Here is an 11,617-nt window from a genome sequence, read left to right as displayed (position 1 = left end):
ACTGTGCGGAGAAAATACACATCCGCTGTTATTGGCACATCAACCGCTATCAACGAACATCATCATGGCTCAAGGCACGCTTTTTATTGTCTCTGCCCCCAGTGGCGCAGGGAAATCAAGTCTGATTCAGGCTTTGTTAAAGACGCAACCGCTGTACGACACGCAGGTTTCGGTTTCGCACACCACGCGCGACAGCCGCCCGGGTGAACATCACGGCGAACATTATTTCTTCGTCTCAAAAGATGAATTCCGCCGGATGATTGAGCAGGATGCGTTTCTTGAGCATGCTGAAGTGTTCGGCAACTATTACGGGACCTCACGCGCCGCCATTGAGCAGGTGCTGTCGACCGGCGTAGACGTCTTCCTGGATATCGATTGGCAGGGCGCACAGCAGATCCGCGCTAAAATGCCGCAGGCGCGCAGCATCTTTATTTTGCCGCCGTCGAAGGATGAACTTGGCCGCCGCTTGCGTGGCCGCGGGCAAGACTCCGAAGACGTGATCGCCAAACGCATGGCGCAAGCCGTAGCGGAAATGACGCACTACGCGGAGTATGATTATTTAATCGTGAACGATGATTTCGATCTGGCTCTGTCCGATCTGAAAACCATTATTCGCGCCGAGCGCCTGCGTTTAGGCCGGCAATTACTGCGGCATGACGCTTTAATCAGCAAACTATTGGCAGACTGAAGACAGTTTCAGTATTATGCCCAGTCTTTTCGTCACCTGTGGAGTAGCACAAATATGGCACGCGTAACTGTTCAAGACGCTGTAGAGAAAATTGGTAACCGTTTTGACCTGGTGTTGGTCGCTGCTCGTCGGGCACGTCAAATCCAGACTGGCGGTAAAGATGCACTTGTTCCGGAAGAAAACGACAAGTACACCGTTATCGCTCTGCGCGAAATCGAAGAAGGCCTGATCACCAGCCAGATCCTCGATGTTCGTGATCGTCAGGAGCAGCAAGAGCAGGAAGCCGCAGAAATTCAAGCGGTTACCGCAATTGCTGAAGGTCGTCGTTAATTAGACTGCGAGTCTGCCTTGTACCTGTTTGAAAGCCTGAATCTGCTGATTCAACGTTACCTGCCTGAGGAGCAGATTAAGCGCCTCAAACAGGCATACCTCGTTGCACGTGATGCTCACGAGGGACAGACACGCTCCAGCGGTGAGCCCTACATTACTCACCCGGTCGCCGTGGCCTGCATTCTGGCGGAAATGCGTCTCGACCATGAGACGCTGATGGCAGCGCTGCTGCATGACGTCATCGAAGACACCCCGGCCACCTACCAGGATATGGAACAACTGTTCGGCAAGAGCGTCGCTGAACTGGTTGAAGGCGTATCCAAGCTCGACAAGCTGAAGTTCCAGGATAAGAAAGAAGCCCAGGCGGAAAACTTCCGCAAAATGATCATGGCGATGGTGCAGGATATCCGCGTCGTGCTGATCAAGCTGGCCGACCGCACGCACAATATGCGTACCCTGGGTTCGCTGCGTCCTGACAAACGTCGGCGTATCGCGCGTGAAACCCTGGAAATCTACAGCCCCTTGGCCCATCGCCTGGGTATTCACCACCTGAAGACCGAGCTGGAAGAGCTGGGTTTTGAGGCGTTGTACCCGAACCGCTACCGTGTAATCAAAGAAGTGGTGAAAGCCGCTCGCGGTAACCGTAAGGAGATGATCCAAAAGATTCTCTCCGAGATCGAAGGCCGATTGAACGAAGCCGGCATTCCTTGCCGCGTCAGCGGGCGAGAAAAGCATCTGTATTCCATCTACCTCAAGATGCACCTGAAAGAACAGCGGTTCCATTCGATTATGGACATCTATGCGTTCCGGGTGATCGTGAAGGAAGTCGATACCTGTTACCGCGTGCTGGGCCAGGCCCACAGCCTGTATAAACCGCGCCCGGGCAGGGTCAAAGACTATATCGCCATTCCCAAAGCCAACGGCTACCAATCGTTGCACACATCCCTGATCGGCCCTCACGGCGTGCCGGTTGAGGTGCAGATCCGTACCGAAGATATGGATCAGATGGCAGAAATGGGGGTGGCCGCGCACTGGGCTTATAAAGAAAAAGAACAGGGCGAAACCGGCACTACCGCGCAAATCCGCGCCCAGCGATGGATGCAAAGCTTGTTGGAGTTGCAGCAAAGCGCCGGCAGTTCATTTGAATTTATCGAGAGCGTGAAATCCGATCTGTTCCCGGATGAGATTTACGTTTTCACCCCGGAAGGCCGCATCGTTGAACTGCCTGCGGGCGCAACGCCGGTCGACTTCGCCTACGCGGTGCATACCGATATCGGTCATGCCTGCGTTGGCGCCCGCGTCGATCGCCAGCCCTATCCGCTGTCGCAGTCGCTGAGCAGCGGTCAGACGGTGGAAATCATCACCGCACCGGGTGCCCGGCCAAACGCCGCCTGGCTGAACTTTGTCGTCAGCTCGAAAGCGCGCGCCAAAATCCGCCAGATGCTGAAAAACCTCAAGCGCGATGACTCGGTCGGCCTCGGCCGCCGCTTGCTGAACCATGCGTTGGGCGGCAGCCGCAAACTGGCAGAAATTCCACCGGAAAATATCCAGCACGAGCTGGATCGCATGAAGCTGGCGACCCTGGACGATCTGCTGGCTGAAATCGGCCTCGGCAATGCCATGAGCGTGGTGGTGGCGAAAAACCTGCAGGGTGACCAATCCAACCTGGGCACCTCCTCCGGGGTTCGTAACCTGGCGATCAAGGGCGCAGACGGCGTGCTGATCACCTTCGCCAAATGCTGCCGACCTATTCCGGGCGACCCGATCATTGCCCACGTCAGCCCGGGCAAAGGGCTGGTGATCCACCATGAATCCTGCCGAAACATCCGCGGCTACCAGAAAGAGCCTGAGAAATTCATGGCGGTAGAGTGGGATAAGGACATCGAGCAGGAGTTCATCGCCGAGATCAAAGTGGACATGTTTAACCATCAGGGCGCGCTGGCCAACCTGACGGCGGCCATCAACGCGGCCGAGTCCAATATTCAGAGCCTGAATACCGAAGAGAAAGACGGCCGGGTTTATAGCGCCTTTATCCGCCTGACCACCCGCGATCGCATCCATCTGGCAAATATTATGCGTAAAATCCGTATCATGCCGGATGTGATTAAAGTTAACCGTAACCGAAATTAGCGCCTATGAGCCCTGAACGCTATGCGCGGATTTGTGAAATGCTGGCAACCCGGCAGCCGGATCTGACGGTCTGCCTGGAACAGGTACACAAACCGCATAACGTCTCCGCCATTATCCGCACCGCCGACGCCGTCGGCGTGCATCAGGTGCATGCCGTGTGGCCGACCTCACGCATGCGTACCCTGGTTTCCTCCGCTGCCGGCAGCAACAGCTGGGTCAACGTAAAAACCCACCGTACCATCTCTGACGCAGTGACCCACCTGAAAGATCAAGGTATGCAGATTCTGGCGACCCACCTTTCCGCCCGCGCGGTTGATTTCCGCGAGGTGGATTACACCCGCCCAACCTGCGTGCTGCTGGGCCAGGAAAAAACCGGTATCACCGAAGAAGCGCTGGCCCTGGCCGACCAGGACATCATCATTCCGATGATCGGCATGGTGCAATCCCTCAACGTGTCGGTCGCCTCCGCCTTGATCTTGTACGAAGCGCAGCGCCAACGCCACAACGCCGGCATGTACCTGCGCACCCGCAGCGCGCTGGACGAAGAAGAACAACAACGCCTGCTGTTCGAGGGCGGCTACCCGGTGCTGGCCAACGTCGCCAAGCGCAAAGGGCTGCCGCGCCCGCAGATTGACCAACAGGGCCAGGTGGTTGCCGACGCCGAATGGTGGGCAACCATGCAGGCAACGGTACGCCGATGAAAGGCCGCCTGCTGGACGCCGTCCCTCTCACCACGCTTTCCGGGGTTGGAGCCAGCCAGGCGGGCAAGCTGGCCAAAATTGGCCTGGAAACCATTCAGGACCTGCTGCTGCACCTCCCGCTGCGTTATGAAGACCGCACTCGTCTCTATCCGATCAACGATCTGCTGCCGGGCATTTTTGCCACGGTGGAAGGCGAAGTGCTGCGCAGCGATATCAGTTTTGGCCGTCGGCGTATGCTGACCTGCCAAATCAGCGACGGTACCGGCTTGCTCACCATGCGTTTCTTTAACTTCAACGCAGCGATGAAAAACAGCCTGGCCGCAGGCCGGCGCGTGACCGCTTACGGTGAGATCAAACGCGGTAACCACGGCGCAGAAATCATCCACCCGGAATACCGCATTCAGGGGGAAAGCAGCGAGGTTGAGCTGCAAGAATCACTGACGCCGGTTTATCCGACCACCGAAGGCATCAGGCAAGCCACGCTGCGCAAGCTGACCGATCAGGCGCTGGAGCTGCTGGACACCTGCGCCATCGCCGAACTGCTGCCACCGGAACTCAGTGGCGGGCTGATGAGCCTGCCGCAGGCGCTGCACACCCTGCACCGCCCGCCGCCGGATATCCAGCTGGAAGATTTGGAACAGGGCAAGCATCCGGCGCAAAAACGCCTGATCCTGGAAGAGCTGCTGGCGCATAACCTCAGCATGCTGGCGGTACGCGCCGGCGCGCAGAGTTATCAGGCGCTGCCGCTGATGCCGGATGACCGTCTGAAACAACAATTTCTCGCCGAATTGCCGTTTTCGCCGACCGGCGCGCAAGAGCGCGTGGTGGCCGATATCGAAGCCGATATGCAAAAAGGCTTCCCGATGATGCGATTGGTACAAGGTGATGTCGGCTCAGGCAAAACGCTGGTAGCAGCGCTGGCGGCGCTGCGCGCCATCGCCCACGGCAAACAGGTGGCATTGATGGCGCCCACCGAGCTGCTGGCCGAACAACACGCCAATAACTTCCGCCAGTGGTTTGAACCGTTGGGGCTTGAAGTCGGCTGGCTGGCCGGCAAGCAAAAAGGCAAGGCACGCATTGCTCAGCAGGAAGCGATCGCCAGCGGAAAAGTGTCGATGGTGGTCGGTACGCACGCCATCTTCCAGGAACAGGTACAGTTTTCCGGCCTGGCGCTGGTGATCATCGACGAACAGCACCGGTTTGGCGTGCACCAACGGCTGGCTCTGTGGGAAAAGGGCGAGGAGCAAGGCTTCCATGCCCACCAGTTGATCATGACCGCCACGCCAATCCCACGCACGCTGGCAATGACCGCCTATGCCGATCTCGATACCTCGGTGATCGACGAACTGCCGCCAGGCAGGACACCGGTCACCACCGTCGCCATTCCTGACACCCGGCGCGCCGATATTATCCAGCGGGTAAAAAGCGCCTGTATGGAAGAAGGCCGGCAGGCGTACTGGGTCTGTACGTTGATCGAGGAGTCGGAGTTGCTGGAAGCGCAGGCGGCAGAAGCCACCTGGGAAGAGTTGAAGACAGCGCTGCCCGAACTGAAAGTCGCTCTGGTTCACGGCCGCATGAAAGCGCAGGAAAAGCAGGCGGTAATGCAGGCCTTTAAACAGGGCGAGTTACAGCTGTTGGTGGCAACCACCGTGATCGAAGTGGGCGTCGACGTACCGAACGCCAGCCTGATGATCATCGAAAACCCGGAGCGGCTTGGATTGGCGCAACTGCATCAGTTGCGCGGCCGCGTTGGCCGTGGCGCTGTGGCATCGCATTGCGTGCTGTTGTACAAAACCCCGCTGAGTAAAACTGCGCAGAAACGTCTGCAGGTTCTGCGCGACAGTAACGATGGCTTCGTGATTGCCCAGCGCGATCTGGAAATTCGTGGCCCAGGCGAGCTGCTTGGGACGCGCCAGACCGGCAGTGCGGAGTTCAAGGTGGCCGACTTGCTGCGCGACCAGGCGATGATACCGGAAGTGCAACGCGTCGCCCGTCATATTCACCAGCAATATCCGGAACATGCCCGCGCCCTGATTGAACGCTGGCTACCGGAGAAAGCGCGCTACTCCAACGCCTGACCCTCAGCCATAGACAAGGGCGCCAATGGCGCCCTTGCTTTACCTCTCGAACGTTATTCAGCCCACCGCCGGGAATACCGGCAACAGCAGATACAGCTTAATCACGATCGCGTTGGCGATATCGATAAAGAACGCCCCCACCATCGGCACCACCAGAAACGCCAGATGCGAGGGACCGAAGCGATCGGTAATCGCCTGCATATTGGCGATCGCCGTTGGCGTGGCGCCCATGCCAAAACCACAGTGGCCCGCAGCCAGTACCGCCGCATCGTAGTTTTTACCCATCACCCGGTAAGTGACGAAAATCGCGTAGAGCGCCATCACCAGCGTCTGCACAGCCAGAATGGCCAGCATCGGCAGCGCCAGCGACGCCAACTCCCACAGGCGCAGGCTCATCAGCGCCATGGCCAGAAACAGTGACAGGCTGACGTTCCCCAGCACCGACACCGCCCGTTCGAACACGGTGTAAAAACCGCTGAACGCCAGCGTATTGCTGAGGATCACGCCAACAAACAGCACGCAAACAAAGTTTGGCAATTCAAACACCGTGCCATTCAACAGACCGGCAATAAACTGGCCCAGGCTCAAGCAGATGGCGATCATCGCGATAGTTTCGATCATCACCAAGGACGTGATCAGTCGACCGCTTTCCGGCTTTTCAAAACCGCTAGGTTGCACGCTATCTTCCGGTGTGCCCTCCGGCGTAGAGGAGTGTTTCACCAGGTAACGCGCCACCGGACCACCGATCAGGCCGCCCAGCACCAGGCCGAAAGTCGCACAGGCCATCGCCACTTCGGTCGCGTTTTCAAACCCATAGCGTTCGATAAACAGCTTGCTCCAGGCTGCGCCGGTACCATGACCGCCGGATAGCGTAATTGAACCGGCGATCAGGCCCATCAGCGGATCCAAGCCCAGTATTTTCGCCATGCCTATGCCAATAGCGTTCTGCACCAGCAGCAGGCCCAGCACCACAAACAGGAACACCATTAGCGCTCTGCCACCCGCGCGCAACCGCGCCAGGTTGGCATTCAGGCCGATGGTGGCGAAGAAGGCCAGCATCAACGGGTCTTTCAGCGACATATCGAAGCTGATTTCCCAGTTAGCAAACTTTTTCAGGGCTAACAACAAGAGCGCCACCAGCAACCCACCGGCGACAGGTGCGGGAATAGTGTATTTTCGCAACAGCGGAATGCTTGTGACGCATTTGCCCCCAAGGAGCAAAACCAGCGTTGCCGCGACTAACGTGCCATAAGTATCAAGATGAAACATCCGGGTACTCCCTGTAACGGAAAAGATCCAATAAGAAATAATAAGTTATAGAAAACCGCTTAGTTTTTAAAACTTGATGAGGGTGGGATTAGAAGTAAAAAATGCTGAGAAGACAAGAAAAAATGAACAAAAATACGACATAAGCATTAATAACCCCGACGTAATATTAGGGCGCAACCGTTTGCTTTTGCGGGGTGGATCATTAAAATGCCTGCTTTGCCGTTTCTGGAAATGTCACATCATGACCATGCCATCCACCGAGCTTGATGCCGTGCAAAAAGCCGCCGTAACGCCCCACACCAGCGAACTGATTTATCGCCTGGAAGACCGCCCGCCGCTGCCGCAAACGCTGTTTGCCGCCGGTCAGCATCTGCTGGCGATGTTCGTGGCGGTAATTACCCCGGCTCTGTTGATCTGTCAGGCGCTCGGTCTGCCGGCACAGGATACTCAGCACATTATCAGCATGTCGCTGTTTGCCTCCGGCCTGGCCTCCATTCTGCAAATTAAAACCTGGGGACCCGTCGGTTCCGGCCTGCTGTCGATTCAGGGCACCAGTTTCAACTTTGTTTCGCCACTGATTATGGGCGGGCTGGCGCTGAAGAACGGCGGTGCCGACGTCCCCACCATGATGGCCGCGCTATTCGGCACGCTGATGGTCGCTTCCTGCACCGAGATCTTGCTCTCCCGCGTGCTGCACCTGGCGCGACGCATCATCACCCCGCTGGTCTCCGGCATTGTGGTGATGATTATCGGGTTGTCGCTGATTCAGGTTGGGCTGACCTCCATCGGCGGCGGCTATGCCGCGATGAGCGGAGGCAGCTTCGGCGCACCGAAAAATCTGCTGCTGGCCGGCGCGGTATTGGCGGTGATTATTCTGCTTAACCGCCAGCGCAACCCGTACCTGCGCGTCGCCTCGCTGGTGATCGCCATGGCGGTCGGCTACCTGTTGGCCTGGGCGATGGACATGCTGCCGGCAAGCCAACCGGCTCCGCAAACGGCGGCAGTCACCCTGCCGATCCCGTTGTATTATGGCCTGGGCTTTGACTGGAGCCTGCTGCTGCCGCTGATGCTGATCTTTATGGTTACCTCGCTGGAAACCATCGGCGACATCACCGCCACCTCAGACGTGTCGGAACAGCCGGTCAGCGGCCCGCTGTATATGAAGCGCCTGAAGGGCGGCGTGCTGGCCAACGGCCTGAACTCGATGCTGTCGGCGGTGTTCAACACCTTCCCCAACTCCTGTTTTGGTCAGAACAACGGCGTGATCCAACTGACCGGGGTTGCCAGCCGTTACGTCGGTTTTGTGGTGGCGCTGATGCTGATCGCGCTGGGCTTGTTCCCGGCAGTGGCCAATTTCGTGCAACATATTCCTGAGCCGGTGCTTGGCGGTGCTACCCTGGTAATGTTCGGTACCATCGCAGCCTCCGGCGTGCGTATCGTGTCACGCGAAAGGCTGAACCGCCGCGCAATCATGATCATGGCGCTGTCGCTGGCCGTCGGCATGGGCGTTTCTCAGCAACCGCTGATCCTGCAGTTCGCGCCCGACTGGCTGAAAACCCTGCTCTCCTCAGGCATTGCCGCCGGCGGCATCACCGCCATCGTGCTCAACCTGGTGTTCCCGCACGAACACGAGAAGCCATAATCCGCCACGCTGCCTGCCACAAACGGCCGCTTGCGGCCGTTTTTTATTGCCTATCAGACCATTGCACTTGAGATGCCCGGCCAATTGCGGCATAAACAGGGTATCTTTTTTGACCGACGCGGATGTAGACGATGAAATTTATCGGAAAACTGTTGCTGACGTTGCTGCTGCTGGTAGTGCTTGCCATTGTGCTGTTGTACGTCGTGGGGCAAACCGGCTGGGCGGCGGGCTGGCTTAGCCGTTGGATCAGCGACAACAGCGAATATCGCCTGTCGGTGGCAAAAATCTCGCACTCATGGAATCAGCCGGGCCAAATCAGCCTGGAAGACGTCCAACTGGCCAAAAATAACCAGCCGCAGGCGTTGGTCGCCAAACGGGTAGATCTCGGCCTGAGCCTGCGCCAAATCACTGAACCGCGCTATTTTCACAGCGTAACGCTGCGCGACGGTACGCTTACCGTTCAGCCGCAAGCCGCGATACTGCCGGTGCAGGCCGATGTGTTGCAGTTGAGCAATATGGCGCTGCAGTCCAACGATGAAACCTGGCAGCTCAATGCGCAGCAGGTCAATGCCGGCATTACGCCCTGGCAACCCAAAGCCGGCCACCCGCTGGGAGAAAACAATCAGTTCCAGTTCAGCGCCGGCTCGATGACGCTGAACGGTATCCCGACTTCGCAGGTGCTGGTACAGGGTGAACTTAAACAGAACCAGCTGAAACTCAACAACTTCGGTGCCGATCTGGCTCAGGGTGACCTGACCGGTGTTGCCAGCCGCGCCGCCGACGGCAGTTGGCAAGTGGAACGCCTGCGGCTGAGCGGTGTGCGCATGCAAACTCCGATGACGCTGGCCGAATTCTGGCAACGCTTTACCGCCCTGCCACCGGTCACTCTCAAACGTTTTGATCTGATCGACGCACGACTGGAAGGCAAAGAGTGGGCGTTCAACGATCTCGATCTGTCGCTGCAGAACATCACCTTCCAGCAGGGCGACTGGCGCAGCGAGGACGGTTCGCTGAACTTCAACGCCAGCGATCTGATCAATGGGGGTTTCCACCTGATCGACCCGATCATGAATATGCGGCTTTCACCGGCCGGTATCGCCATTCAGCAGTTCACCAGCCGCTGGGAAGGCGGATTGTTGCGCACCTCCGGCAACTGGCTGCGCGCCAACAATCGCCTGCAACTGGACGAAGTGGCCGTCGCCGCACTGGAATACACTTTACCTTCAGATTGGCGCGCACTGTGGCTGAAACCGCTGCCGCACTGGCTGGCGGAGGTTTACGTCAACAAGCTGACCACCAATCGCAACCTGATCATCGATATTAATCCGGACTTCCCGTTCCAGATCACCGCACTGGACGGCTACGGCGGTAACCTGCTGTTGGCACGTGACCACCAGTGGGGCATTTGGTCCGGCACGCTGAACCTGAACGGCAGCGAAGCCACCTTCAACAAGATTGACATTAGACGCCCATCGCTGGCGCTAAACGCTAACGACGGGCAGATCAACGTCACCGACCTAAGCGCCTTTATGCCAAAAGGATTACTGGAAGCCAAAGCCACGGTCGAACAGCTGCCGGGCAAACCGTTTACGCTGTCGTTGAACGGCCGCTCGGTGCCGGTGAATACTTTGCAGCAATGGGGATGGCAGCCGGTGCCGCTGGAAGGTGACGGAAATCTGCAGTTGCAGTTGAAAGGGTTGCTGAACAGCGATGGCCCGTTTAAATCTTCACTTAAGGGCGAACTGCAGGCCACCGCCGGCGATGGCCGGACGGTCGACCAACAGTTACCCTAGGCTTTCACGCCCTCTTCTCAGGGAAGAGGGCCGATAACTCAGCTTTCTATCGCCTCAGAGCCGCCCTGGTCCAGGGGCGCGTCCGACTCGGCCGGCAGCACCATATACGTGCCTTCAAATATCGCGCCTTTATCGTCGTCACCGAACAGATGCACCTCCGCCTGCACCCGTGCGCGGCGGCCCCGCGCCAGACGTGCCAGATCGCCGCTCAGCGAGCTGAGATCCGCCACCGCGCGCGGTCTGCCGGTGATAGGTTTGCTGTAGCGGATATGCGCATCTGCCAGAATAATGGTGCCGCCCAGATGGCGCTCACGCAGCAGCAGCCAGATAAGCCCCCAGGCGGTCAGCGTGGCCAGAGAGAACAGGCTGCCGGCAAACAGCGTATGATGCGGGTTCTGATTGCCAATCTCCGGCATGGTGGTGACGAAACGCTGGCCGGTATACTGGCTGATGCGCACCCCCATTTTCTCGCTGAGCGGGATATGATCGTACCAGGCCTGCTGCAGCTGGCCGCACCAATCGGGGCGATGCAGAATATCGTCCAGCGTGGCCACCGGCTTAATCATCAGGAAGTGGCGGATTGGGGTGGTTTGCGGCGCGGTGATCTCGCCCTGATTGACGAAACCCAGCTTGGCAAAGAACTCCACCGCATCCTCACGGGCGCTACACACCACCCGCTTTACCCCTTCCTGACGCGCCACGGACTCCAGCGTCATCGCCACCAGCGTGCCGAGGCCTTTGTCCTGCACCGTAGGGTCTACCGCCATAAAGCGGATCGCCGCCTCGTTGTCGGCATTGATATACAGCCGCCCGATAGCGACAATTTTACCGCTCTCATCCACCACCATCTGATGGTGCGCCATGGCGTCGTAGGCATCCTTTTCCGAACCCACCGGTTGGTGCAATGGCTTGCGCAGCATTTCCCAACGAAACTGGTAATAATCCTTCAGCTCTTGTTCTGTTACGGGTACTCGTAGGTGATACAT

The 11,617-nt window shown here is 58.1% G+C and carries 9 protein-coding genes; 7 read left to right on the top strand and 2 right to left on the bottom strand.

Translation table 11 applies throughout. The annotated features are described in order from the left end of the window. Positions 1 to 64 precede the first annotated feature (64 nt). The 5 genes from gmk to recG are packed head-to-tail and all read left to right on the top strand — an operon-like array spanning position 65 to position 5,927. Entirely contained in the window at positions 65 to 688 is a 624-nt protein-coding gene (gmk, locus tag ACTJJ1_RS23785; RefSeq protein WP_004953384.1) for a guanylate kinase, read from the top strand. A gap of 54 nt (positions 689 to 742) precedes the next feature. Continuing rightward, positions 743 to 1,018, top strand: a complete 276-nt coding sequence (rpoZ, locus tag ACTJJ1_RS23780; protein ID WP_004953385.1) for a DNA-directed RNA polymerase subunit omega — start codon at positions 743 to 745, stop codon at positions 1,016 to 1,018. An 18-nt stretch (positions 1,019 to 1,036) separates the two neighbouring features. Beyond that, complete coding sequence (gene spoT, locus ACTJJ1_RS23775; protein ID WP_006320163.1) at positions 1,037 to 3,148, top strand: bifunctional GTP diphosphokinase/guanosine-3',5'-bis pyrophosphate 3'-pyrophosphohydrolase; 2,112 nt, start codon at positions 1,037 to 1,039, stop codon at positions 3,146 to 3,148. 5 nt (positions 3,149 to 3,153) lie between these two features. Beyond that, positions 3,154 to 3,849 carry a tRNA (guanosine(18)-2'-O)-methyltransferase TrmH gene (trmH, locus tag ACTJJ1_RS23770; protein ID WP_004953390.1) on the top strand — a complete coding sequence of 232 codons (696 nt, stop codon included), beginning with the start codon at positions 3,154 to 3,156 and terminating at the stop codon, positions 3,847 to 3,849. Then, entirely contained in the window at positions 3,846 to 5,927 is a 2,082-nt protein-coding gene (gene recG, locus ACTJJ1_RS23765; RefSeq protein WP_004953393.1) for an ATP-dependent DNA helicase RecG, read from the top strand. Before trmH ends, recG begins: the two co-directional genes overlap by 4 nt. A gap of 57 nt (positions 5,928 to 5,984) precedes the next feature. Here recG and gltS read toward each other — a convergent pair whose 3' ends face one another. After that, positions 5,985 to 7,196, bottom strand: a complete 1,212-nt coding sequence (gene gltS, locus ACTJJ1_RS23760; protein WP_004953394.1) for a sodium/glutamate symporter — start codon at positions 7,194 to 7,196, stop codon at positions 5,985 to 5,987. 241 nt (positions 7,197 to 7,437) lie between these two features. Here gltS and ACTJJ1_RS23755 point away from each other — a divergent pair, with 241 nt between their 5' ends. Then, a complete protein-coding gene (locus ACTJJ1_RS23755; protein WP_006328945.1) occupies positions 7,438 to 8,838 on the top strand; it encodes a nucleobase:cation symporter-2 family protein in 1,401 nt (466 codons plus the stop codon). A gap of 131 nt (positions 8,839 to 8,969) precedes the next feature. Continuing rightward, complete coding sequence (locus ACTJJ1_RS23750; protein WP_440835591.1) at positions 8,970 to 10,631, top strand: AsmA family protein; 1,662 nt, start codon at positions 8,970 to 8,972, stop codon at positions 10,629 to 10,631. Between the two features lie 38 nt (positions 10,632 to 10,669). On the opposite strand, the gene fabY is transcribed toward ACTJJ1_RS23750, so the two are convergent. After that, positions 10,670 to 11,617, bottom strand: coding sequence for a fatty acid biosynthesis protein FabY (fabY, locus tag ACTJJ1_RS23745; RefSeq protein ID WP_004953403.1), 948 nt, complete (start codon positions 11,615 to 11,617; stop codon positions 10,670 to 10,672).

Source organism: Serratia sp. 22264 (assembly GCF_052045345.1).
Lineage (GTDB): Bacteria > Pseudomonadota > Gammaproteobacteria > Enterobacterales > Enterobacteriaceae > Serratia > Serratia plymuthica.
Note: the sequence above shows the minus strand (reverse complement) of the source record. Positions and strands in the feature narration are given on the sequence as shown.

What these genes read in the sequence shown, in the direction of transcription:
- gmk (WP_004953384.1), top strand. Translation starts at nt 65, where the DNA reads ATGGCTCAAGGCACGCTTTTTATTGTCTCTGCCCCCAGTGGCGCAGGG.
- recG (WP_004953393.1), top strand. Translation starts at nt 3,846, where the DNA reads ATGAAAGGCCGCCTGCTGGACGCCGTCCCTCTCACCACGCTTTCCGGG.
- gltS (WP_004953394.1), bottom strand. Translation starts at nt 7,196, where the DNA reads ATGTTTCATCTTGATACTTATGGCACGTTAGTCGCGGCAACGCTGGTT.
- rpoZ (WP_004953385.1), top strand. Translation starts at nt 743, where the DNA reads ATGGCACGCGTAACTGTTCAAGACGCTGTAGAGAAAATTGGTAACCGT.
- ACTJJ1_RS23755 (WP_006328945.1), top strand. Translation starts at nt 7,438, where the DNA reads ATGACCATGCCATCCACCGAGCTTGATGCCGTGCAAAAAGCCGCCGTA.
- fabY (WP_004953403.1), bottom strand. Translation starts at nt 11,617, where the DNA reads ATGTATCACCTACGAGTACCCGTAACAGAACAAGAGCTGAAGGATTAT.
- ACTJJ1_RS23750 (WP_440835591.1), top strand. Translation starts at nt 8,970, where the DNA reads ATGAAATTTATCGGAAAACTGTTGCTGACGTTGCTGCTGCTGGTAGTG.
- trmH (WP_004953390.1), top strand. Translation starts at nt 3,154, where the DNA reads ATGAGCCCTGAACGCTATGCGCGGATTTGTGAAATGCTGGCAACCCGG.